This window comes from Kitasatospora sp. NPDC093558 (genome assembly GCF_040683475.1).
Lineage (GTDB): Bacteria > Actinomycetota > Actinomycetes > Streptomycetales > Streptomycetaceae > Kitasatospora.
In genome coordinates this window covers 1-20892 of the sequence record NZ_JBFBDY010000080.1, presented here as the reverse complement: position 1 = coordinate 20892, position 20892 = coordinate 1, and the positions used below count along the sequence as shown (strand labels likewise).

The window sequence follows — 20892 nt, the reverse complement described above, 5'->3', positions numbered from 1 at the left end:
CCGACCGGGACGTCGCCGGTGGCCGGCGCCAGGGCGGCCTCGGCCATCGCGAGGCGCATCGGCGCCGCCCACCGGTCACGGACCGGGTCGGGGCGGACGGGGGCGGGCAGCGGGGCGATCAGGGGGGCTGCGGGGGTGGCGGACTGCATGGCATCCAGTGTCGGGCATCCGGCGTCGGACACCGGTCGGCCCGCTGCCCGCTACCGGACCGCTTCCAGGACCTCGCCGCAGCCGAGGGCCTCGGCGATCTCCTCCAGGGCGTCCCCCGGCACCGCGCCCTCGCCGCTGAGGGCGAGCAGCTCGTCGGAGGGCAGGCCGAACTCGGTCAGCAGGTGCGAGTCGCCGAGCGGGCCGACCGGGACGCCGCCGGGCGGGGCCGCGTCGTCGGCGGCCTCGTCGCCCAGGTCCTCGGCCTCCTCGCTGTCCTCCAGCTCCACGACCAGGTGGTCGAGGTCGCCGAACTCGCTCTCGCCGGCCTGGTCGACCAGCTCGTCGGTGAGGACGGAGCCGTACGAGCTGCGGGCGGCGGCGGCGCCGTCCGACACGAAGATCCGCGGATCCTCCTCGCCGTCCACCCGGACGATGGCGAACCAGGCGTCCTCCTGTTCGATGAAGATCAGGACGCTGTCGTCGTCCTGCGCCGCGTCGCGGGCCAGGTCGGCCAGATCGGCCAGGGTTTCGACGTCGTCGAGCTCCGTCTCGCTCACGTCCCACCCGTCCTCGGAGCGAGCAAGCACTGCAGCGAAGTACGCCACCAGGGACACTCCCAAGATCATCGGTCTCGGCTGTCGGCGCGCACGGGCGACGCGAACATCTGGCCGCCCCCGCGCCAGAGGCGGCCCGCTGTTCGGACCGTCCCATCGGAATCGTGACAGAAAGCCCGCCCTTGCGGGGGGTGTTCGGCAGCGCGTCTTTGCAGGTCGTGTCGGAAGCGTCGGCCGGCGGCCGGCCGCGCGCCGCCCCGGCCGTCCGGGGACGGTCGAACGGCGGACCCGGGCCCTCCGCAACCGCCTCAGATCCGGAAGGTTCGCATCCGCATCGCTTCGCGCATCCGTCGCTCCTTGGTCCGCCGGGGCTGGACCCGCTCCCGCAGTTCGCGCGCCTCGGTGAGCTCGCGCAGGAAGACGGCCCGCCGCTTGCGGCGTTCCGCTTCGGTCTCCGGGGGGCTCGCGGACGGGCCCGCCCGGCCGCCCGAGGAGCCCGTGGGCTCCTCCGCCGAGCCGCCCCCGGCCTTCGGGTTGCTCGTCATAAGACGTGACATTCCCAGATCGGCCCGGTTGATACCACGGCGACCGGTTCCGTCCGGACATTCGCCCTGCGTCACGGCGTGTCACGACAGAGTGAGCCCCCGCCGCGCGCCGCGGGCCCGCGGCGTGTCGTACAGGCGTCCGGCGCCGGGCTAACCTCGGTACATGCGTCTCCACGTCGTCGACCACCCCCTGGTCGCCCACAAGCTCTCCACCCTGCGCGACGAGCGCACCGACTCGCCGACCTTCCGTCGCCTGACCGACGAGCTGGTGACCCTCCTCGCGTACGAGGCCACCCGGGACGTCCGCACCGACGAGGTGGAGGTCACCACGCCCGTGGCGGTCACCATCGGCACCCGCCTCAGCTACCCGCGTCCGCTGGTGGTCCCGATCCTGCGGGCCGGTCTCGGCATGCTGGACGGGATGACCCGCCTGCTGCCGACCGCCGAGGTCGGCTTCCTCGGCATGGTCCGCAACGAGGAGACCCTGGAGGCCTCCACCTACGCCACCCGGATGCCGGACGACCTCTCCGGCCGCCAGGTCTACGTGCTCGACCCGATGCTGGCCACCGGCGGCACGCTGGTCGCGGCGATCAAGATGCTGATCGAGCGCGGCGCCACCGACGTCACCGCCGTGGTCCTGCTGGCCGCGCCGGAGGGCGTCGAGGTGATGAAGCGGGAGCTGGCGGACCTGCCGGTCACCGTGGTCACCGCCGCCCTGGACGAGCGGCTGAACGAGAACGGCTACATCGTCCCCGGCCTCGGTGACGCGGGCGACCGCCTGTACGGCACCGCCGGCTGACGCACGCCCCCCTGAACGACCGAGAGCCCCCCGGCGCACTGCCGGGGGGCTCTCCGCGTCCGTGGGCGCTGCGCGCTCAGCAGCTGCCGGTGGCGGTCGGGGTGGGGGAGGGCTTGGTGGCCAGGGCGAGCGCGGCGGCGGCCTGGGTCTCGTCCAGGAGGGCGTTGTAGCTGTCGCCGATGACGAAGTCCACGCTGGCGTCGGTGCGGGCGTCGGCGGTGGCGGTGGCGCCCGCGATCTGCGAGCTGAGCAGGGTGGACGCGCCGGCGCCGGCCGGGCCGGCGATCACCTGGGCGGTGCCGGGCACCTTCTTGTCCAGCTCGGCCGGGGCGTTGCCGACCTTGCCGATGGTGAAGCCGCGCTTCTTCAGCTCGTCGGCGGTCCGCCCGGCGAGGCCGGCCTTGGTGGTCGCGTTGTAGACGTTCACGGTGACCGTGGCCGGCTGCGGGATCGCGTGCGGGTCGCCCTGCCCGGCGGCCGCCGGGGCGCCGGAGGCGGCGGGCGCGCCCGGGGAGGCCCCGGGGGTGGGGGCGGCGAGCGCCTTGCCGGAGGGCGTGGCGCAGGCCTGCGCGCTGGTGTTCTTGTTCTTGCCGGTGAAGATGTCGTAGAGCTGAACGCCGCCGAGTCCGATCAGGGCCAGCGCGAGCAGCGCCGCGAGCCCGGCGATCACCTTGCGGCTCTTCTTCGGCGGCCGGCCGAGCCGCGGATAGGCGTTGCCGGTGATGCGGTACTGCTTCCCCTTGAGGCCTTGGGGAGTCAACATGCTCACGGTTTGTCTCCCCCTCGGTGCCGGGGCGGGGTCGGGATGACTCGGGATCTCGGGATTCGGATCTCGGGATGACGACGAGTCGGCCTGCGGGGACGGTTCCCCAGGTCGCGGCCGTAGTCAGCAGATTAGTGCCCGATGCCTGCGAAGGTACTAAACGATCATCATCTGGAGTACCCGGCTACCCGAAAGGGGGTACGAAAGGGGAGCGCGGAGGCGTCCGGGTACGACGGGACCGCCCTCCGCCTCGGCGGCGAGGGGGCGGTCCGGAAGCGTGCGGGCGGGCCCGTCACTCCATGTCGAGGACACGGGCGTGCAGCACCTGGCGCTGCTGCAGCGCGGCCCGTACGGCCCGGTGCAGCCCGTCCTCCAGGTAGAGGTCGCCACGCCACTTCACCACGTGGGCGAAGAGGTCCCCGTAGAAGGTCGAGTCCTCGGCCAGCAGGGTTTCGAGGTCGAGCTGTCCCTTGGTGGTCACCAACTGGTCGAGTCGCACCGGGCGCGGGGCGACGTCGGCCCACTGGCGGGTGCTGGTCCGGCCGTGATCCGGGTACGGCCGCCCATTGCCGATGCGCTTGAAGATCACACGGAAAGCCTACCGTTCGGACGGCGGATGGCGCAGCAGCCGCGACGCCGCCACGCGCTCGGGTGTGAACTGCGGGTGGACGTTTGCGGCTTTTTGATGGCAAATGTCGCGAACATCGCCCCCGGTTTCCGGTCAGGTTCCGCCCCATTGGCGCGGCCCGATCCCGCTCTGCCCAGGAGTGTGCCCCGATGTCCTCCGCCCTCACCCCGCCGGCCGTCCGGGAGATCGCCGACGGTTACGCCTTCACCGGGCCCGCGCTCGACCTCGGCGCGGTGCTCCTGGACGGCACGGCCTACCCCGACGCCCAGGTGCGCGTCCCGCTCGCCGTCCTCAACCGGCACGGGCTGGTCGCGGGCGCGACCGGCACCGGCAAGACCAAGACCCTCCAGCTGATCGCCGAACAGCTCTCGGCGCAGGGCGTGCCGGTGTTCCTCGCCGACGTCAAGGGGGACGTCTCCGGGGTGTCCGCGCCCGGCGCGCCCGGTGAGCGCACCGCCGCGCGGGCGGCCGAGGTCGGCCAGGAGTGGACGGCCACGGGCTGCCCGGCCGAGTTCTTCTCGCTCGGCGGCGCGGGCGCGGGCATCCCGGTCCGGGCCACCGTCACCAGCTTCGGGCCGCTGCTGCTCGCCAAGGTCCTCGACCTGAACGAGACCCAGGAGTCCTCGCTCAGCCTCGTTTTCCACTACGCCGACCGGGCCGGCCTGGAGCTGTACGACCTCAAGGACCTCACCGCCGTCATCGGCTTCCTCACCTCGCCCGAGGGCAAGGAGGAGCTGCGGACCGTCGGCGGGCTCTCGTCGGCCACCGCCGGGGTGATCCTCCGCGCGCTGACGGTGCTGGAGAACGAGGGCGCCGGGGCGTTCTTCGGCGAGCCCGAGTTCGACACCTCCGAGCTGCTGCGCACCGCGGCGGACGGCCGGGGCGTCGTCTCGGTGCTGGAGCTGCCCGCCGTGCAGGACCGGCCGCGGCTGTTCTCCACCTTCCTGATGTGGCTGCTCGCCGACCTCTACCAGGAGCTGCCCGAGGTCGGCGACCTCGACAAGCCCAAGCTGGTGTTCTTCTTCGACGAGGCGCACCTGCTGTTCAAGGGCGCGTCCAAGGCCTTCCTGGAGGCGATCACCCAGACCGTGCGGCTGATCCGCTCCAAGGGCGTCGGGATCTTCTTCGTCACCCAGACGCCGAAGGACGTGCCCGCCGACGTGCTCGCCCAGCTCGGCAACCGGGTGCAGCACGCGCTGCGCGCCTTCACCCCGGACGACGCCAAGGCGCTCAAGGCGACGGTCTCCACCTTCCCCCGGTCCTCGTACGACCTGAGCGAGGTGCTGACCTCGCTCGGCACCGGGGAGGCCGTGGTGACCGTCCTGTCCGAGAAGGGCGCGCCGACGCCCGTCGCGGCGACCCGGCTGCGGGCGCCGCAGTCGCTGATGGGGCCGATCGAGGAGGGCACGCTCCGGGCGCTCGTGGACGCCTCGCCGCTGACGGCGCGCTACCGGGACGTGATCGACCGCGAATCGGCGTACGAGAAGCTCGCGGCCAGGGCGGCGCGCGCCGAGGCCGCGCCGGCGCCCGTCCCCGAGCCGTCGCGCGACGCGGCCCGGGAGGCCGAGCGCGCCGGCGCGCACGCCGGGGCGGGCGGGCTGCTCGGTTCGCTCCTGAACAACCCGACGGTGAAGTCGCTCGCCCGCTCGGCCGGGAAGCAGCTCGGGCAGGAGATCTCGCGCAGCCTGTTCGGGACGTCCAAGCGGAGGAGATAGGCCCCTAGTTGGCGAGCGCGGCGCCGATGCGGTCGAGGGAGGACAGGCGCATCAGGCCGTAGTTGTAGAACTCGACCTCGGGGACGCCGAGTTCGCGCAGGACGGCGAGCTTGGCGGCGAGGTTCTCCGGGCCGTCGCAGTCCGAGGACATCGGGCGCAGGATGACCGCCATGTCCTGGGGGCGCACGCCGTGCAGGGCGAAGGCGGCGATCTTCTCCCGGACGGCCTGTGGGGTCTTCGCGTAGCCGAGCGTCTCGACCTGGTCGGCCGCGCCGGCGAGCGCGGGCAGGTCGATGCCGGACAGCCAGCCCTTTCCGGGGCCGCCGCCGTCCATGAAGCTCAGCCGCATGCCATGGCTCCGGGCCTCGGCGGACAGGTCGGCGGCCAGCGAGGTGACCGTCGCGGCGGAGGCGTCCACGTAGGCGGCGAACGCGCCGTCCGCGAGCTCGTCCAGTGCGGCCGGTTCGGCGGCGGCCGTCTCGTCGGCGAGGCGACGGCGCAGCTCGGCGCGCACGGCCTCGGCGACGTCGTCGGCGGGGATGCCCGCGCCGGTGGCGGCCGTGCGGCAGTGCGGGCAGAAGCAGACGCCGAGCAGGGCCTCGGCGGCGGGGCCGAGCTCCTCGAAGTAGCGCTCGTGGTGGTAGCCGTGGCGCAGGCCGTGGAAGTGCAGCGACTCGGCGCGGATCGCGTCCACGCCGTAGCGGGCCAGGTCGGTGACGAGGGTGTGCGCGTAGGCGCGGACCTCCGGGTTCGCCGGGCACAGCTCGGTGAGGTGGCGGTCGCCGAAGGCGTTGGCCGGGGCGCAGTCGGGGTGGGCGAAGCCGAGCCGGTCGTTGTGGCAGAACACCGTCCAGGCGTGCAGCTTGAGGCCGCGGCGGCGGGCCTCGTCGGCGGCCTCGGCGAAGGGGTCGCGGTCGCCGATGGCGGTGGACGGGACGGGCGCGAGGCGGCGGCCGTGCCAGCGGGCCGGGTCGGGGCGGAAGTAGGCGGCGCCCGGCTCCAGGTAGCGGATCACCCGGCGCGGGTTGTGCGGGAAGACGTCCCTGGCCTCGTGGTAGACCGAGGCCAGGGTGACGCCGCCGACCCCGGCGCGGTCGGCGAGGTTGCCGAAGAAGGTGTCGGGGCCCTCGTCCAGCAGGTCGGTGGCGAAGGCGAGGACGGACGACTCCACGGTGCGGCTCCGGAGCAGGGGGCGGGGGCGCCGTCCACGCTAGCCGCAGGGGTTCGGATTGGTCTATACCTGGCTGGACGGGCGCTGCGCCGGACGGGCTAGAGGCCCAGGTCGTCCAGCTCCTTGAGCAGGGCGGAGCGGGAGTCGGCGGGGGCCGGCGCGGGCTTCGGCGCTGCCTGGTTCGCCCGGGTCGCCTGGTTCGCCTGGTTGCGGAGCAGGACGGCGGCGGCCAGTCCGCCGATCAGCCCGCCGAGGTGGCCCAGCCAGCTGACGCCGTGGACGACGGGCAGCACGCCGATCAGGATCGTCCAGTAGACCGCGGCGACGCCGAGGCCGACCACCGCGTCCAGCACGTTGCGGTCGAGGACCCCGCGCAGCACCACGTAGCCGAGGTAGCCGTAGACCATGCCGCTCGCCCCGGCCGTCACGCTGTTCGGGCTCTCCAGCAGCCAGACCGTGAGCCCGCCGGAGACCACGATCACCAGGCTGGCCAGCAGGAACTTGCGCATGCCCCGGTAGGCGGCCAGGAAGCCGAGCACGAACAGCGGCCAGGAGTTGGAGATGATGTGGTCCCAACTGAAGTGCAGGAACGGCATCGTGAACATCTCGGGCAGGTCGCCGATCCGCTCCGAGCGCAGACCGAACTCCGTGGACAGGTCGTAGTCGTCCAGCCAGTTCAGCACCTGCACGGACCAGATGACGGCCTGGATCCCGAGCATGGTGAACAGCGCGCGGCGGGAGTCCGAGAGCAACTGGGCGAATTTCGAGGCCATGGAGTCGACTTTAGGGGCGACCGGATCGGACGTGCACCCCGTTACAGTGACCGGTGTCATCCCGACCGTGAGAGGTGCACGCCATGAGTGTCCGTCCGCCGCTTCCGTACGAGTTCCTGCCGCAGGTGCCGTCCTTCCCGCTGACCAGCGCGGACATCACCGAAGGCGGCACGCTGGCAAAGGAGTTCATCCACGCCGGCGGCAACCTCTCGCCGCAGCTGTCCTGGTCGGGCCTGCCCGAGGGCACCCGCGGCATCGCCGTCACCTGCTACGACCCGGACGCGCCGACCGGCTCCGGCTGGTGGCACTGGCTCGCGCTGAACCTGCCCGCCGACACCACCGAACTGCCGCGCGGCGCGGGCTCCTCGGACGACGCCCTGCCGGGCACGGCCTCCTTCCACGGGCGCAACGACTTCCCGGGGAACCGGTACGACGGCGCCGCCCCGCCGCCCGGCGCCCCGCACCGCTACGTGTTCGCGGTGCACGCGCTCGACGTCGAGAAGCTGGACGTCTCCGCCGACACCCCGCCGGCGCAGGTCGGCTTCCACCTCACGTTCCACACCCGCGGACGGGCGCTGCTCACCGCTGAGTACGGGGTCTGACGTCCCGTCGTCTCAGTGCGCCCGGTCGGCCGCGCGGGTGGCGCGGCCGGCCAGGGTACGCAGGTGGTCGATCAGCTCCGGGGGCTCGTGCACCTCGAACTCGCAGTCGAGCAGCAGCAGTCCGGACGCCAGCCACTTGAGCGAGTCGCCCCGGGAGCGCAGCCGGCAGGTGCGGTCGTCGATCGGCTCGATCAGGTAGTCCCCGGTCCAGGGCATCCAGCGGTCGACCTCGTCGGCGGGGCGGTGCACGGTGGCGACCATGGTGTACGCCGTGTTCCGGCGGCGCAGCTTGTCGGCGACGAACGCGGCGGCGTCGTCGGCGGGCAGCGGGCGCGGCGTGAAGCGCGCGCCGGTGGCGAAGGGCTCGCTGAGCCGGTCGACGCGGAAGAGCCGCCAGTCGTCCCGGTCGAGGTCGAAGCCGACCAGGTACCAGCGGCGGCCGGTCGAGACCAGGCGCTCGGGCTCGACGTTGCGGCGGGTCTCGGCGCCGTCGCGGGCCCGGTAGCCGAAGCGCACGCGCTCGTGGTTGGCGACGGCGCCGGCGAGCACGGTGAGGTCGTCCGGGTCGACGGTCGGGCCGTCCCCGGTCATCAGCGGCACGGTGGCCGCGTTGAGCGTGCCCACCCGGTGCCGGAGCCGCCCCGGCAGCACCTGGAGCAGCTTGCCCAGCGCCCGGACGGACGCCTCCTCGATGCCGACCACCGCGTGCCCGGCCGCGGCCCGCAGTCCGACGGCGATCGCGACGGCCTCCTCGTCGTCCAGCAGCAGCGGCGGCATCGCCGTCCCCGCGACCAGCCGGTAGCCGCCGACCGCGCCCATCGTCGCCTGCACCGGGTAGCCGAGGTCGCGCAGCCGGTCGATGTCGCGCCGGATCGTCCGGGCGCTGACGCCGAGCCGCTCGGCGAGCTCGCTGCCGGGCCACTCGCGCGGGGTCTGCAGCAGGGAGAGCAGGTTCAGCAGGCGAGCCGGGGTGTCGGTCATGCCGTCCAGGATGCCGGAGAACTGGGACAGGATCTGGCCTACATGCCCCCTACCGTCTTCCACGTGCCGACGAGCGAGACGAACGAGGAGCGTGTGATGAGCACAGTGGACACCGACCGGCGGAGGTGGATCGCGCTGGCGATCGTGATGGTCGCCTCCTTCATGGACCTGGTGGACGTGACCATCGTCAACATCGCCGTCCCCAGCATCCAGGAGGACACCGGCGCCTCCTTCAGCGCCATCCAGTGGGTGACCGGCGGCTATGCGCTCGCCTTCGCGATCGGCCTGATCACCGGCGGACGGCTGGGCGACATCTACGGCCGCAAGCGGCTGTTCCTGGTCGGCATCGGCGGCTTCACGCTCGCGTCCGCGCTGTGCGGCCTGGCCACCGGACCGGACATGCTGGTCGCGATGCGGGTGGTCCAGGGCGGCACGGCGGCGCTCATGGTGCCGCAGGTGCTCTCGATCATCCACGCGACGTTCCCGGCGGAGGAGCGCGGCAAGGTGTTCGGGATGTTCGGCGCGGTGATCGGCCTCGGCGCCGTCTCCGGGCCGCTGATCGGCGCGCTGCTCACCCAGTGGGACCTCTTCGGCCTGGCCTGGCGGCCGATCTTCCTGATCAACCTGCCGGTGGGCCTGGCCGGCCTGCTGGCCGGGCGCCGGTTCATCAGCGAGTCCAAGGCCGAGAAGGCGCTCAAGCTGGACCTGGTGGGCGTGGCCCTCGCGAGCCTCGGCCTGCTGATGCTGATCTACCCGCTGACGCACGGGCGGGAGGCCGGCTGGCCGCTCTGGGGGTACCTGTCGATGGCCGGCAGCCTCGCGGTGTTCGCGCTGTTCGTGGTGTACGAGAAGGCCAAGGCGCGGCGGGACGGCTCGCCGCTGGTGGAGCTCTCGCTGTTCCGGGTGAAGTCCTTCGCGGCCGGCATCGGGGTGCAGCTCACCTTCGGCGTGGTCTGCGGCATCTTCTTCCTGGTGTGGACCCTCTACATGCAGATCGGCCTCGGCTGGAGCCCGCTGAAGGCCGGCTCGACCGGCATCCCGTTCTCGCTCGCGGTCTCGACGGCGGCCGGGCTGTCCGTGCAGAAGCTGGTGCCGCGCTTCGGGCGCCGGGTGCTCCAGGCGGGCGCGCTGGTGATGGCGGCGGGCGTGCTCACCTACATCTGGGAGGCGGACCGGTACGGGACGGCGATCGCGCCCTGGCAGATGGCGCTGCCGCTGGTGGTGATGGGCCTCGGGATGGGGCTGATCGTCGCGCCGATCACCGACGCGATCCTGGCGGAGGTGCCGCGCGAGCACGCCGGCTCGGCGTCGGGCCTGATCAACACCGTGCAGCAGGTGGGCAACGCGCTCGGGCTCGGGCTGGTCTCGGTGGCCTTCTTCGGGGCGATGGACGACGTCGTCGCGCCGACGGCCGTGGGGGACGCGTTCGGCGGGGCCTTCGTCCACGCGATGTGGTGGGTCGCGGGGGTGCTCGTGGTGGTGTTCCTGCTGATGTTCGCGCTGCCGCGGCGCAAGGCCGTCGCCGCGGGTGCCGAGCCGGGCGCGGAGGACGCGGTCGTCGAGGAGCGGGAGCCCGAGCTGGTCTGACGGTTCCGTACGGTCTCTTACGGGCGAGGGCCCCGGTCGCGATGCGCGGCCGGGGCCCTCGTGCGCACACTGGTTGGGTCATGGACCGTACGGCGGTGGACTCCTCGGTGCTGCGCTCGGTCGGGTACGACCGCCCGGCGCGGCGGCTGGAGCTGGAGTTCCTCGGCGGGCGCGTGTACGAGTACGCGGCCGTACCGGCCCGGGTGCACCGGGAGCTGATGGCGGCAGACAGCCACGGCCGCTACTTCGTCCGGCGGATCCGGGGGCGCTACCCGTACCGGCGGCTGGGGTGATCCTCCCGGCGGTTCTCAGCGCGGCCAGTCGGGCGCCGGGTCGACGGGCAGCAGCGGGCGGAGGGCGCCGATGCAGCCGCCGATGCAGGCGTCGCGCAGTTCGGTGCGGGTGCAGGTCTCCTCGGTGAGCCAGTCGACGACCAGCACCTGGACGAACACCAGCCAGCTGCGCAGGACTTGGGACACCGCCGCGCGCGTGTCGTCGTCGGCGAGGGGGAGCACGCCGAGGAGGCGGGAGCGCAGGGCGTCGAGCTCGTTCGTCATGATCGTCTGGATCACCGGGTCACCGGCCAGGACGCGGTTCGCGGCGAGGACGGCGTGCCGGTTGGCGACGAAGTAGTCGAGGTGCGCGTCCATGCCCTCGACCAGCTGCTCGACGAGCGTGTCGGCCGGGTCGAAGCGGGACCGGGCCAGCAGCTGGTCGGCGGCCTGCTGGTAGACGGCGGCGAACAGGTCGTGCTTGCCCGGGAAGTGCCGGTAGAGCAGGGCGCGGGAGACGCCCGCCTGCGCGGCGACCTCCTCCATCAGCACCTCCTCGTACGGCCGGGCGGCGAACAGCCGGGCGCCGACGGAGAGGAGCTGGGCGCGGCGGTCGGCGGGGGAGAGGCGCTGGCGTGGTGGCACGGGTGAAGACTACTTGACACGTGTCTACTAGCGGGTGCCTCATGGAAGTAGACACGTGTCAACCAGACGGCATGCGTCAACCGGGGCGATGGGGTGGGTGGGTCATGGCCAAGGCACTGCGGGCGCTCGCGTGGACGATGGGGATCGCGTGCGTCGCGATCGGCCTCGCGCACGTGCTGGTGGGGAACGCCGTGCTCCCCGGCGAAGAACACGCCGGGGCGACGATCGACAGCTGGGGCCGCTTCATGGGCGCGATCTTCGCCGGGTACGGCGCCGCCTGGATCCGGCTCGCCCGGCAGGCGACGATCCCGGCGCGCACCGTCCGGTGGCTCGCCGGCGTGTTCCTGCTCGGCGGCGCGGGGCGGCTGCTGTCGCTCGCGGCGACGGGCTGGCCGGGCGCGTTCCAGGCGGTGCTGGCCGCGCTCGAACTCGGGCTGCCGCCGGTGTACTTCTGGCTGGCGGACGCGGACGAGCGCAGGGCCGCCGCCCGGCCGGCGGCGGCCTGAGTCGGCGGGTCGGGCGGCCGGGCGGTTTTTGGTGGGCCGGCGGGTCGGGCGGGCCGGGCGGCCGTGCTTGCTCAGCGCGCCTTGGCGGTGGCCTTGGCCTCCTTCGCGGCGCGCTTCGCCTCCTGCTTGAACTCCCGCACCAGGACGAGGGATTCGGGCCCGGTGATGTCGGCGACCGAGCGGTGCGCGCCCTCCTCGCCGTACGCGCCGGCCGCCTCGCGCCAGCCGTCCGGCCGCACGCCGTACTGCTTGCCGAGCAGCGCCAGGAAGATCTGGGACTTCTGCTTGCCGAAGCCGGGGAGCGCGTTGAGCCGGCTCAGCAGCTCCTTGCCGGTCCTGGCGTCCTTCCACAGCGCGGCGGCCTCGCCGTCGTACTGCGCCACGAGGAACTGGCAGAGCTGCTGCACCCGCTTGGCCATCGCGGCCGGGTAGCGGTGCACGGCGGGCTTCGCGGAGAGCAGCGCCACGAACTCCTCGGGGTTGTACGTGGCGATCTCGTGGGCGTCCAGGTCGTTCCGTCCGAGCCGCTGGGCGATGGTCAGCGGGCCGGTGAACGCCCACTCCATGGGCACCTGTTGGTCCAGCAGCATGCCGACGAGCGCGGCGAGCGCACTGCGTCCGAGCAGTTCGTCGGCCTCGGGCTGCTGTGCGAGCCGAACGGTGACGTCCATGGGGCCCTCCTCGGAGTGGATCGGTCGGGTAGGCGCCCAGTCTGGTCGACGGCGCGGGAGGGGTGGTGGTCAACACGCCCGTAGGTGGGGAACTCTTGAGGATCAAGGCCTTGGTGCGGCTGGTTTGTTCGTTGGCGGAGCGGTTGTTGGGGGCGTCCGGTGCCAACACCCCACCGCTGGGCGGAACATTTTTTCCCCCGTGGCGGTCACACTCGCCGCGTCCCGCGGGTCGAAGGAGTGTCGGACCAACCAGCCAGCGAGTGGGGAGCACTTCAATGTCCATGGCCTACGTCATCGTCACCGTCCTCGGCGCCGTCATGGCCGGCTTCTCGGCCGGTTCGGTCTTCGCCGGAGCCAAGTACGTCGTCGAGCCGCTCGCCGAGTACGGCGTCCCGCGCAGCTGGTGGGTGTGGCTCGGGATCGCCAAGGCCGCGGGCGCCGCAGGCCTCCTGGTGGGCCTCTTCGTCCCGGGGATCGGCCGTCTCGCCGCCATCGGCCTGATCCTCTACTTCGCCGGTGCTGCGCTGACCGTCGTCCGTGCCCGCTGCTACGCGCACGTGCCGTTCCCGCTGGTCTACCTCGCTCCGGCGGCGGCCTCGCTGGTCCTCGGCCTGGCGGCCTGAAGCGGCCGACCTCGCAGTACGCCACCCGGGAAGGACGGGCCGAACTCGGCCCGTCCTTCCGGCCGTTCGGAGCCGCAGGGGCTCGCGGGTGGTGCGTGCGTGGTGAGGGGGCGGGGCTGGTGGCGCGCGCCGGTGGGTGTGCGCTCCGCTGGGCGGGTGGTTGTGGCAGGTGAGGCAGGTGGGGCGTCCGATCCCGTACGGGCGGGCCGGCGTTGAGCGGTCGCTCGGGCGGGAGTTCGACCGGGGGTTCGAGCAAGTGGGTCATCTCATATGACTGTTCTTGTTGTGCCGGTGCCGGGAAGGGCGCGCGGGTCATTCTTGGTCCAATCGACGCGTCCAGAAAGGCTCGCCCGCCGTGACCCAGCCGTTCGAACTGCCGTCCTTCTACGTGCCGCACCCGGCGCGCCTCAACCCCCATCTCGACGACGCCCGGGCCCACTCCTCCGCCTGGGCACGGGAGATGGGCATGCTGGAGGGGTCCGGCATCTGGGACCAGGCGGACCTCGACGCCCACGACTACGGCCTGCTCTGCGCCTACACCCACCCCGACGCCTCCGCCGAGGCGCTGTCGCTGGTCACCGACTGGTACGTGTGGGTCTTCTTCTTCGACGACCACTTCCTCGACGTGTACAAGCGGACCAACGACCGCGAGGGCGGCAAGGCGCACCTGGACCGGCTGCCGCTGTTCATGCCCGCCGACCCGGCCGCCCCGGTGCCCGAGCCGGAGAACCCGGTCGAGGCGGGCCTGGCCGACCTCTGGCGGCGCACCGTGCCGGCGATGGGCGAGGACTGGCGGGTCCGGTTCGCCGAGAGCACCAGGAACCTGCTCGACGAGTCGCTGTGGGAGCTCTCCAACATCAACGCCGGCCGGATCGCCAACCCGGTCGAGTACATCGAGATGCGCAGGAAGGTCGGCGGCGCGCCGTGGTCCGCGCAGCTCGTCGAGGTGGCCGCCGGGGCGGAGGTGCCGAAGGAGGTCTCGGGTTCGCGCGCGCTGCGGGTGCTGATGGACGCCTTCGCCGACGCCGTGCACCTGCGCAACGACATCTTCTCCTACCAGCGGGAGGTGGAGGACGAGGGCGAGCTGAGCAACGGCATCCTGGTGCTGGAGCGGTTCCTGGAGTGCTCCACCCAGGAGGCCGCGGAGGCGGTCAACGACCTGCTCACCTCGCGGCTCCAGCAGTTCGAGAACACCGTGTTCACCGAACTGCCCGTGCTGTTCGCCGAGACCGGGCTCGAACCGATCGGCCGCGCGCGGGTGCTGACGTACGTCAAGGGGCTGCAGGACTGGCAGTCCGGCGGGCACGAGTGGCACATGCGGTCGAGTCGCTACATGAACGGCGGGGGTGCGGCGGCGGAATCCGTCTCCGAGGCCTCCGCCGAGGCCGTGGGCGGCTGGGACCCGTTCGCGATCGGCGGGATCGGCACGTCGGCGCTGGAGCTGGTGCGCGGCGGCGGGCCCGTGCCGGAGGCGGCGGACGTACCCGCGGCGCCCGCCGGGCCGGGTACCGTGAATCCGGCGGTGCGGCGGGCGCGTTCGCACGGCCACGTGCCGTTCCGGCACGTCGGGCCGTCCCGACTGCCCGAGTTCCGGGTGCCGTTCCCCCTGGCCCTGAGCCCGCACCTGGCGGGCGCGCGCGACCGGGCCGTCGAATGGGCCCAGCGGATGGGCCTGTTGGACGACCTGCCGGGCGTTCCCGGGTCCGCGCTCTGGACGGCCGAGTCCACCCGTGACTACGACCTCCCGCTCTGCATGGCGGGCATGCACCCGGACGCCACGGCCGACCAGCTCGACCTCGGCTCGGCCTGGCTGCTGTGGGGCACCTGGGCCGACGACTACTTCCCCCGGGTCCACGGGAGCACCCGGGACCTGGCCGGGGCGAAGGCCGCCGTCGAGCGGCTGTCGCTGTTCATGCCGCTCGACGACGGCGGCCTGGTGCCGGAGCCTGCCAACGCCCTGGAGCGCGGCCTGGCCTACGTCTGGGAGCGGACGGCGGGGCCGATGACCGCCGAGTCCCGGCGGAAGGTGCGCGGGAGCGTCGAGGACATGCTCCACAGCTGGGTCTGGGAGATCGCCAACCAGGTGCAGCACCGGATCCCGGACCCGGTCGACTACCTGGAGATGCGCCGGGCCACCTTCGGCTCCGACCTCACGATGAGCCTCAGCCGGATCGGCCACGGCCGGACGGTTCCACCCGAGGTGTACGAGCACGGCGTGATGCGCTCGCTGGAGAACTCGGCGGCCGACTACGCCTGCATGATCAACGACCTGTTCTCGTACCAGAAGGAGATCGAGTACGAGGGCGAGGTGCACAACATCGTCCTGGTGGTCCAGAACTTCTTCGGCTGCGACTACCCGTCGGCCGTCCGGATCGTCGACGACCTGATGCACTCGCGGCTCGCCCAGTTCCAGCACGTCGCGGAGAAGGAACTCCCGGTCCTGTTCGACGACTTCGGGCTCGACGGCGCGGCGCGCGAGCTGCTCGGCGGGTACGTCGGGGAGCTGGAGAACTGGATCGCCGGGATCCTGCACTGGCACCGGGAGTGCCGTCGGTACGGCGAGGAGGACCTGAGGCGGCACTTCGGTCGTGCGGAGGCGCCGCAGGTGGAGGTGCCGCAGGTCGAGATGCCGCGGGCGGGCGTGGTGCCCAGCGGGCCGACGGGGCTGGGTACGTCGGCGGCCCGCGTGGCGTCGGTGGTGGTGGTCGGGTAGCCGGGGGCGGGGTGTGGCGCGGCCGGTCGGGGCGGGCTCCGGCCGGCCGCGCCGTGCTGCGGGCGCGCGCGGGCGCGGGCGCGCGGTCGGCGGGGGGACTGGCTAGGGTGACCGAATGAGGGGCAAACCGGGCATATCGCCGCATGCGAGAGCCGAACGTGATTCGCACCAGAGCCGCACGAGAGGGCAGACAGATGGCCGCGCTACCTGAGGGCACACCCTGCTGGGCCGACGCGATGTTCACCGACCTGGAGGGCGCGAAGACCTTCTACGGCGACGTCCTGGGCTGGACCTTCGGCGAGAGTTCGTCGGAGTTCGGCAACTACACGCAGGCCTACTCGGACGGCAAGGCCGTTGCCGCCGTCGTGCCGCCGATGCCAGGCCCGGACGGCACCCAGGCCCCGTCCGCCTGGTGCCTGTACCTCGCCTCGCCGGACGCCGCCGCCACCGCCGAGAAGATCCGCGGCAACGGCGGCGAGGTGCTGATGGGCCCGATGCAGGTCGGCGACTTCGGCACGATGGTGATCGCCAAGGACCCGGGCGGCGTCGTGTTCGGCGTCTGGCAGGCCGGCACGCACGAGGGCTTCGAGAAGCAGGGCGAGCCCGGCGCGTACTGCTGGGCCGAGGTGGTGACCCGCGACCCGGCCAAGGCCGACGGGTTCTTCCCGGCGGTCTTCCCGTACGGCGTGCAGAAGATGGACACCAAGCAGGTCGACTACAAGATCTTCCGGCTCGGTGAGCGACCGGTGCTGGGCCGGATGGCGATGGGCCCGGCCGACCTGCCGCCCGAGGTGCCCTCGTACGTGAGCGTGTACTTCGCGGTGGCCGACGTCGACGCGGCGATCGCCCGGCTGCGCGCGGGCGGCGGCGCCGTGCACATGGAGCCGATGGACAGCCCGTTCGGCCGGTTCGCGGTGGTCGGCGACCCGCAGGGCGCCGCCTTCGGGATCATCGACACGGGGACGACCGCCGGCCCCATGCCCGGTCTGACGGACGCGTGATGGGCGAGCGCGAGGACTTCGTCGAGACGCTCGGCAAGCACCGCGGCTTCCTGCGGTACACCGTCCGCGACCTCACCGACGAGCAGGCGGCCCGGCGCACGACGGTCAGCGAGCTGTGCCTGGGCGGCCTGGTCAAGCACGTGGCCGCGGTGGAGGCGCGCTGGATGCGGTTCGCGGTCGGCGGCGCCGAGGCGATGCGGCGCGGCGGCGGCTCGCCGGAGGACTGGGCCGACCTGTTCCGGATGCTCGACGGCGAGACGCTCGCCGGGCTGCTCGCCCGCTACGAGGAAGTGGCCCGGGAGACGGACGAGCTGGTCAGGACGCTGCCGGACCTCGACCTCGCGCACGAGCTGCCGAAGGCGCCGTGGTTCGAGCCCGGGGCGACGTGGTCGGTGCGGCGCGTGCTGCTGCACGTCCTCGCGGAGACGGCGCAGCACGCCGGGCACGCGGACATCCTGCGGGAGTCGCTGGACGGCGCGAAGACGATGGGTTAGGGCGTGCGCCTGATGCCGTGGTCCTGTGCGCCCACGGCGCTAGGCGTCCGTCTCCAGCTGCACGCCGAGGAGTTCGCGCAGCGCGCGGTCCCCGTCGGGGGTGACGCGCAGGGCGCGGCCGGTGCCGATCCGCCGCACCCACGTGCGCTCCAGTGCCGTCCGGCAGAGCGCCGCGCCCAGCGCCCCGCCGAGGTGGGTGCGGCGTTCCGTCCAGTCCAGGCAGGTGCGGACCACCGGGCGGGCGCCGCTGCCGCCCGCCCGCGGCGGCAGGTCGATGGCCTGCTCGGCGAGCCACGCGCGTCCGTCCCGGGTGAGGGCGAGCCCGCCGTCGTCGCCGACCAGGCCGCGGTCGAGCATGGCGTCGGCGACGGCCACGCCGAGGCGGCCGGCCAGGTGGTCGTAGCAGGTGCGGGCGCGGGCCTCGGCGCTCCTGCGGGTGGCCTCGCGGAGGTTGCCCGGTGCCGGGCCGCTGCCGGGGGAGGTCCTGTCGAAGGCGGTTCCGGCGACGGCGGTTTCGGCGGAGGCGGTTCGGGCGAAGGCGGTTTCGGCGAAGACCGTGAGGTCCTCGATCAGCGTCGCGACGGTGGGCCCGGCCAGCCGGACGTACCGGTGCCGTCCCTGTCGCTCCTCGGCAAGCAGACCGCCCGCGATCAGCCGGGTCAGGTGCTCGCTCGCCGTGGACGGCGCGACGCCCGCGTGCCGGGCCAGCTCGCCGGCCGTCCAGGCGCGGCCGTCGAGCAGTGCGCCGCAGAACGCGGCGCGGGTGGGGTCGGCGAGCAGGGCGGCCAGCTGGGCGAGGGACATGCCCCCATGGTCGCGCGGAGACGCTTCGGCCGTGGCCGAAACGGCAGGGGCGGCCCGGGACCCGTCAGGCCGCTGCCGCCAGTTGCCCCGCCAGCGCTGCCCGCAGCCACGCGTGCGCCCGGCCGAGGGTGGGCTGGTCGGGTGTGGTGAGCTCGCCGGCCAGCTCCCAGTAGCGGGCGATCACCGGGTCGTCGGTGACGTCGAGCATGACCCGCAGCCGGCGCCGGAAGTCCGGCGTGTCCCGGACCGAACGGGAGGCGGCGTGCGCGGCGACGAAGTTGTCGAGCGCCCCGCCGTCGTACGGGTCCCGGCCGGCGCGCAGCTCCGCCGAGGCCAGGTCGTAGGCCTCGCCGAGCCCCTCGTAGAGCACGGCCGGCCGGTACTCGTGGTCCGTGCGGGCGAGTTGGTTCGGGCAGCTGCCCTTGCCGGTGGGGGAGTGGCTCGGACCCGAACAGCCTTGGGAGACCAGCGCGTTCAGCCGGGCGAACGCGAGCACTTGGGCGGGCGCCGGGTCCGCCGGGGGCTGCGGGACGGCCGCGTCGACGATCGCGGCGGTCAGCCGGGCGGGCATCCGGAGCGGCAGCGCGCGCCGCCAGAAGCGGGCCAGCGGCGTGGTGTCCGGCGGGGTGGTCAGCCCGCCGATCAGGGTCAGGCGGTCGGCGCGCTCCTCCGGCGGGCAGTCGTGCAGCAGCCGCAGGGCGGCCTCCCGCCAGCGCAGGGCGGTCAGTTGGGAGCCGAGCTCGCTCAACTGCCGGGACACCGCGTCCTCCAGCGCCTCCCCCAGCGTCTCGTCCTGCTCCAGCAGCCGGCCGACCTCCGGGACGGGCAGGTCGAGCGTGCGCAGCGAGCGGATCAGCCGCAGCCGGTCGAGCGCCTCGGGCCCGTACCGCCGGTGGCCGCCGGAGCTGCGCCCGGCTTCGGGCAGCAGCCCGCGGTCGGAGTAGAAGCGGACGGTCTTGACGGTGACGCCCGCGTGCTCCGCGAGCTCACCGATGCTCCACAGGACGGCCGGTGGCAAGGCTTGAACCTCCCTCAGGGGGAGTTCCTACGGTACCCGCATCGCCCGGCCGTACGGGGGTCGGACTGGTGACCACGGGCGGCGCCTGACGGCGCGTTGGCCGTCCGGTGATCGCGAGCGACGAGACGAGGAGACCCGACATGACCGCATTCGTGCTGGTAGCAGGCCACTTCACCGGGGGCTGGATCTGGCGGGAGGTGAGTGCCCGGCTCCGCGCGGCCGGCGCCGAGGTGCACGAGGCGACGCTCGCCGGCGGGGGCGACGCCGGCCTGGAGACGCACGTCGAGGACGTCCTGCGCCTGATCGACGCCGCCGCGGACCCCGAACTCGTCCTGGTGGGCCACGAGTACGGCATCCACCCGGTGCTCGGCGCCGCCGACCGGCGCGCCGACCGCCTGACCCGCATCGTCTACCTGGACGCCGGCCTGCCGGTGGACGGCGACCGGGCCGTCCAGCTCGTCCCCGACCAGCTCGCCCGCGAGCTGCTGACCGACCCCGCCCGCCGGCCCGCGGACGGCCTCCTCCCGGCGCCCGGCCGCGGCGAGTGGCACCGCTGGGGGAGCATCGACGGCCTCACCGCCGAGGCGCTGGACCGGCTCACCGAGCTGGCCACCGCGCAGCCCGTCGCCACCCTCACCGAGCCCCTGCGGCTGTCCGGCGCCGTCGCCTCGGTGCCGACCACCGGGATCCTCTGCACCTCGGGCGGCGTCGCGATCGCCACCGTCGAGGCGATGGTGCGCACGGGCATGCCGCAGTTCAGGTTCCTGGCCGACCCCCGGGTGGGCTTCTTCGACCTCGACACCGGCCACTGGCCGATGCTCTCCCGCCCGGACGAGCTCGCCGACCTCCTGCTCAGGGCCGCCGCCGGCGAGGGCCACCGGATCGCCCCGCCGTCCGCCGCCGCCGAGGAGCCGACGTTCATGCGCCCGCACGTCCTGGACACCCCGGAGCACCCGCTGCCGGACTGCGCGCACGAGCGGGTCGGTGACCTCGACGTCTACCTGCCCGAAGCCGAGGGCCCTGTGCCCGCCGTCCTGTTCGTCCACGGCGGCCCCGTCCCCGCCGACACCCGGCCCACCCCGCGCGACTGGCCGATGTACGTCGGCTACGGCCGGTACGCGGCGAGCCTCGGCGTCGTCGGCGCGACGGTCGAGCACGGGCTGCACGACCTGCACGGCCATGCGCAGTCCGCCGAGCGGATCGCCGCGGCCGTCGAGGCGCTGCGCGCCCACCCGCGCGTGGACGGCGACCGGATCGCGCTCTGGTTCTTCTCCGGCGGCGGCCTGCTGACCGCCGACTGGCTGGCCGCCCCGCCGTCCTGGCTGCGCTGCCTCGCCATGAACTACCCGATCCTCGCGCCGCTGCCCGGCTGGGACGGCGTCGACCGGCGCTTCCGCCCGGCGGAGGCGGTGGCCGGGGCGGGCCGGCTGCCGATCGTGCTCGGCCGGGCCGGACTGGAGGCGGAGACGATCGCGGCGACGGTCGCCGGGTTCGTCGCGGCGGCGGGGGAGCACAAGGCGGAGCTGGAGGTGATCGACGTCCCGGGCGGGCACCACGGCTTCGAGGTCGCCGACCACACCGACGAGGTCCGGGACGCCGTCGCCCGGGCCGCCGCCTCGGTCCTGCGGCACCTGCGGGCGTAGCTTCCGGGGGCGTGGTTGGGGGCGCAGTCGGGGGCTTGGTCGGCGGCGTGGTCGGCGGCGTAACCTCCGAGGTGTGGCCCCCGAGTACTCCGAGCGCGCGTCCCGCCTCCGCGGTGCGGTGGTGTGGACGCGCGCGGCCGTACTGCCCGTACCCTCGGCCGCGCCGGTCCTGCCCGACGGCTGCATGGACCTGCTGTGCTGTCCTGGTCGGGCGGGCGTCGTCGGGGCGTCATC

At 73.5% G+C, this 20892-nt stretch carries 22 protein-coding genes and 1 pseudogene; 12 read left to right on the top strand and 11 right to left on the bottom strand.

The window, feature by feature from the left end:
* Positions 1 to 200: 200 nt before the first annotated feature.
* Together AB0O00_RS11515 and AB0O00_RS11510 are read right to left on the bottom strand one after the other, a co-directional pair.
* Positions 201 to 776, bottom strand: coding sequence for a hypothetical protein (locus AB0O00_RS11515; RefSeq protein ID WP_363650564.1), 576 nt, complete (start codon positions 774 to 776; stop codon positions 201 to 203).
* A 236-nt stretch (positions 777 to 1012) separates the two neighbouring features.
* On the bottom strand, positions 1013 to 1249 hold the full coding sequence (locus AB0O00_RS11510) for a hypothetical protein (protein ID WP_363650562.1): 237 nt from the start codon (positions 1247 to 1249) through the stop codon (positions 1013 to 1015).
* A 163-nt stretch (positions 1250 to 1412) separates the two neighbouring features.
* On the opposite strand from AB0O00_RS11510, the gene upp reads away from it, so the two are divergent.
* Positions 1413 to 2048 (top strand): uracil phosphoribosyltransferase, encoded by a 636-nt coding sequence (gene upp, locus AB0O00_RS11505; protein ID WP_363650560.1) that lies wholly within the window; start codon positions 1413 to 1415, stop codon positions 2046 to 2048.
* 76 nt (positions 2049 to 2124) lie between these two features.
* Here the strand turns inward: upp and AB0O00_RS11500 are convergent, their stop codons facing one another.
* A complete protein-coding gene (locus AB0O00_RS11500; protein WP_363650566.1) occupies positions 2125 to 2811 on the bottom strand; it encodes a LytR C-terminal domain-containing protein in 687 nt (228 codons plus the stop codon).
* A gap of 292 nt (positions 2812 to 3103) precedes the next feature.
* Positions 3104 to 3400, bottom strand: coding sequence for a type II toxin-antitoxin system VapB family antitoxin (locus AB0O00_RS11495; RefSeq protein ID WP_329927244.1), 297 nt, complete (start codon positions 3398 to 3400; stop codon positions 3104 to 3106).
* A gap of 188 nt (positions 3401 to 3588) precedes the next feature.
* Between AB0O00_RS11495 and AB0O00_RS11490 the strand changes: the two genes are divergently transcribed.
* Positions 3589 to 5154 carry a helicase HerA-like domain-containing protein gene (locus AB0O00_RS11490; RefSeq protein ID WP_363650557.1) on the top strand — a complete coding sequence of 522 codons (1566 nt, stop codon included), beginning with the start codon at positions 3589 to 3591 and terminating at the stop codon, positions 5152 to 5154.
* Between the two features lie 4 nt (positions 5155 to 5158).
* Here AB0O00_RS11490 and AB0O00_RS11485 read toward each other — a convergent pair whose 3' ends face one another.
* A complete protein-coding gene (locus AB0O00_RS11485; protein WP_363650554.1) occupies positions 5159 to 6325 on the bottom strand; it encodes a hypothetical protein in 1167 nt (388 codons plus the stop codon).
* Between the two features lie 98 nt (positions 6326 to 6423).
* Entirely contained in the window at positions 6424 to 7098 is a 675-nt protein-coding gene (locus tag AB0O00_RS11480) for a rhomboid family intramembrane serine protease (protein WP_363650552.1), read from the bottom strand.
* Between the two features lie 83 nt (positions 7099 to 7181).
* Here AB0O00_RS11480 and AB0O00_RS11475 point away from each other — a divergent pair, with 83 nt between their 5' ends.
* On the top strand, positions 7182 to 7700 hold the full coding sequence (locus AB0O00_RS11475) for a YbhB/YbcL family Raf kinase inhibitor-like protein (RefSeq protein ID WP_363650550.1): 519 nt from the start codon (positions 7182 to 7184) through the stop codon (positions 7698 to 7700).
* Between the two features lie 12 nt (positions 7701 to 7712).
* On the opposite strand, the gene AB0O00_RS11470 is transcribed toward AB0O00_RS11475, so the two are convergent.
* Complete coding sequence (locus AB0O00_RS11470; RefSeq protein ID WP_363650548.1) at positions 7713 to 8681, bottom strand: YafY family protein; 969 nt, start codon at positions 8679 to 8681, stop codon at positions 7713 to 7715.
* Between the two features lie 96 nt (positions 8682 to 8777).
* Between AB0O00_RS11470 and AB0O00_RS11465 the strand changes: the two genes are divergently transcribed.
* Together AB0O00_RS11465 and AB0O00_RS11460 are read left to right on the top strand one after the other, a co-directional pair.
* Positions 8778 to 10268 carry an MFS transporter gene (locus AB0O00_RS11465; RefSeq protein ID WP_363650546.1) on the top strand — a complete coding sequence of 497 codons (1491 nt, stop codon included), beginning with the start codon at positions 8778 to 8780 and terminating at the stop codon, positions 10266 to 10268.
* Between the two features lie 80 nt (positions 10269 to 10348).
* Positions 10349 to 10561, top strand: a complete 213-nt coding sequence (locus tag AB0O00_RS11460) for a KTSC domain-containing protein (protein WP_363650544.1) — start codon at positions 10349 to 10351, stop codon at positions 10559 to 10561.
* A 15-nt stretch (positions 10562 to 10576) separates the two neighbouring features.
* Here AB0O00_RS11460 and AB0O00_RS11455 read toward each other — a convergent pair whose 3' ends face one another.
* Positions 10577 to 11185 (bottom strand): helix-turn-helix domain-containing protein, encoded by a 609-nt coding sequence (locus tag AB0O00_RS11455; RefSeq protein WP_363650542.1) that lies wholly within the window; start codon positions 11183 to 11185, stop codon positions 10577 to 10579.
* Positions 11186 to 11289: 104 nt separating this feature from the next.
* Between AB0O00_RS11455 and AB0O00_RS11450 the strand changes: the two genes are divergently transcribed.
* Positions 11290 to 11691: a DUF4345 domain-containing protein gene (locus AB0O00_RS11450; RefSeq protein WP_363650540.1), complete on the top strand. Its 402-nt coding sequence runs from the start codon at positions 11290 to 11292 to the stop codon at positions 11689 to 11691.
* A 71-nt stretch (positions 11692 to 11762) separates the two neighbouring features.
* Here AB0O00_RS11450 and AB0O00_RS11445 read toward each other — a convergent pair whose 3' ends face one another.
* Entirely contained in the window at positions 11763 to 12362 is a 600-nt protein-coding gene (locus AB0O00_RS11445; protein WP_363650538.1) for an HhH-GPD-type base excision DNA repair protein, read from the bottom strand.
* Between the two features lie 275 nt (positions 12363 to 12637).
* Here AB0O00_RS11445 and AB0O00_RS11440 point away from each other — a divergent pair, with 275 nt between their 5' ends.
* From AB0O00_RS11440 to AB0O00_RS11425, 4 genes are all read left to right on the top strand, one after another.
* Positions 12638 to 12985: a DoxX family protein gene (locus tag AB0O00_RS11440; protein WP_363650536.1), complete on the top strand. Its 348-nt coding sequence runs from the start codon at positions 12638 to 12640 to the stop codon at positions 12983 to 12985.
* 355 nt (positions 12986 to 13340) lie between these two features.
* Positions 13341 to 15698, top strand: a complete 2358-nt coding sequence (locus tag AB0O00_RS11435) for a terpene synthase family protein (RefSeq protein WP_363650534.1) — start codon at positions 13341 to 13343, stop codon at positions 15696 to 15698.
* Between the two features lie 194 nt (positions 15699 to 15892).
* The gene (locus tag AB0O00_RS11430; protein ID WP_363650533.1) at positions 15893 to 16699 is read left to right on the top strand and encodes a VOC family protein; all 807 of its coding nucleotides are present in this window, start codon (positions 15893 to 15895) and stop codon (positions 16697 to 16699) included.
* Positions 16699 to 17193 (top strand): DinB family protein, encoded by a 495-nt coding sequence (locus tag AB0O00_RS11425; RefSeq protein WP_363650531.1) that lies wholly within the window; start codon positions 16699 to 16701, stop codon positions 17191 to 17193. Before AB0O00_RS11430 ends, AB0O00_RS11425 begins: the two co-directional genes overlap by 1 nt.
* A gap of 39 nt (positions 17194 to 17232) precedes the next feature.
* Here AB0O00_RS11425 and AB0O00_RS11420 read toward each other — a convergent pair whose 3' ends face one another.
* Complete coding sequence (locus AB0O00_RS11420; protein ID WP_363650529.1) at positions 17233 to 17997, bottom strand: winged helix-turn-helix domain-containing protein; 765 nt, start codon at positions 17995 to 17997, stop codon at positions 17233 to 17235.
* Between the two features lie 64 nt (positions 17998 to 18061).
* Positions 18062 to 19015 carry a MerR family transcriptional regulator gene (locus AB0O00_RS11415; RefSeq protein WP_363650527.1) on the bottom strand — a complete coding sequence of 318 codons (954 nt, stop codon included), beginning with the start codon at positions 19013 to 19015 and terminating at the stop codon, positions 18062 to 18064.
* A 140-nt stretch (positions 19016 to 19155) separates the two neighbouring features.
* Between AB0O00_RS11415 and AB0O00_RS11410 the strand changes: the two genes are divergently transcribed.
* Together AB0O00_RS11410 and AB0O00_RS11405 are read left to right on the top strand one after the other, a co-directional pair.
* Positions 19156 to 20658 (top strand): alpha/beta hydrolase, encoded by a 1503-nt coding sequence (locus tag AB0O00_RS11410; protein ID WP_363650525.1) that lies wholly within the window; start codon positions 19156 to 19158, stop codon positions 20656 to 20658.
* 73 nt (positions 20659 to 20731) lie between these two features.
* Positions 20732 to 20892: pseudogene (locus AB0O00_RS11405) on the top strand (AraC family transcriptional regulator); the annotation flags it as partial.

Excerpts from the sequence above, each read along its gene's own strand:
- AB0O00_RS11515 (WP_363650564.1), bottom strand. The coding sequence starts at position 776 with ATGATCTTGGGAGTGTCCCTGGTGGCGTACTTCGCTGCAGTGCTTGCT.
- AB0O00_RS11510 (WP_363650562.1), bottom strand. The coding sequence starts at position 1,249 with ATGACGAGCAACCCGAAGGCCGGGGGCGGCTCGGCGGAGGAGCCCACG.
- upp (WP_363650560.1), top strand. The coding sequence starts at position 1,413 with ATGCGTCTCCACGTCGTCGACCACCCCCTGGTCGCCCACAAGCTCTCC.
- AB0O00_RS11500 (WP_363650566.1), bottom strand. The coding sequence starts at position 2,811 with ATGTTGACTCCCCAAGGCCTCAAGGGGAAGCAGTACCGCATCACCGGC.
- AB0O00_RS11490 (WP_363650557.1), top strand. The coding sequence starts at position 3,589 with ATGTCCTCCGCCCTCACCCCGCCGGCCGTCCGGGAGATCGCCGACGGT.
- AB0O00_RS11480 (WP_363650552.1), bottom strand. The coding sequence starts at position 7,098 with ATGGCCTCGAAATTCGCCCAGTTGCTCTCGGACTCCCGCCGCGCGCTG.
- AB0O00_RS11475 (WP_363650550.1), top strand. The coding sequence starts at position 7,182 with ATGAGTGTCCGTCCGCCGCTTCCGTACGAGTTCCTGCCGCAGGTGCCG.
- AB0O00_RS11470 (WP_363650548.1), bottom strand. The coding sequence starts at position 8,681 with ATGACCGACACCCCGGCTCGCCTGCTGAACCTGCTCTCCCTGCTGCAG.
- AB0O00_RS11465 (WP_363650546.1), top strand. The coding sequence starts at position 8,778 with ATGAGCACAGTGGACACCGACCGGCGGAGGTGGATCGCGCTGGCGATC.
- AB0O00_RS11460 (WP_363650544.1), top strand. The coding sequence starts at position 10,349 with ATGGACCGTACGGCGGTGGACTCCTCGGTGCTGCGCTCGGTCGGGTAC.
- AB0O00_RS11450 (WP_363650540.1), top strand. The coding sequence starts at position 11,290 with ATGGCCAAGGCACTGCGGGCGCTCGCGTGGACGATGGGGATCGCGTGC.
- AB0O00_RS11445 (WP_363650538.1), bottom strand. The coding sequence starts at position 12,362 with ATGGACGTCACCGTTCGGCTCGCACAGCAGCCCGAGGCCGACGAACTG.
- AB0O00_RS11440 (WP_363650536.1), top strand. The coding sequence starts at position 12,638 with ATGTCCATGGCCTACGTCATCGTCACCGTCCTCGGCGCCGTCATGGCC.
- AB0O00_RS11430 (WP_363650533.1), top strand. The coding sequence starts at position 15,893 with ATGGCCGCGCTACCTGAGGGCACACCCTGCTGGGCCGACGCGATGTTC.
- AB0O00_RS11425 (WP_363650531.1), top strand. The coding sequence starts at position 16,699 with ATGGGCGAGCGCGAGGACTTCGTCGAGACGCTCGGCAAGCACCGCGGC.
- AB0O00_RS11420 (WP_363650529.1), bottom strand. The coding sequence starts at position 17,997 with ATGTCCCTCGCCCAGCTGGCCGCCCTGCTCGCCGACCCCACCCGCGCC.
- AB0O00_RS11410 (WP_363650525.1), top strand. The coding sequence starts at position 19,156 with ATGACCGCATTCGTGCTGGTAGCAGGCCACTTCACCGGGGGCTGGATC.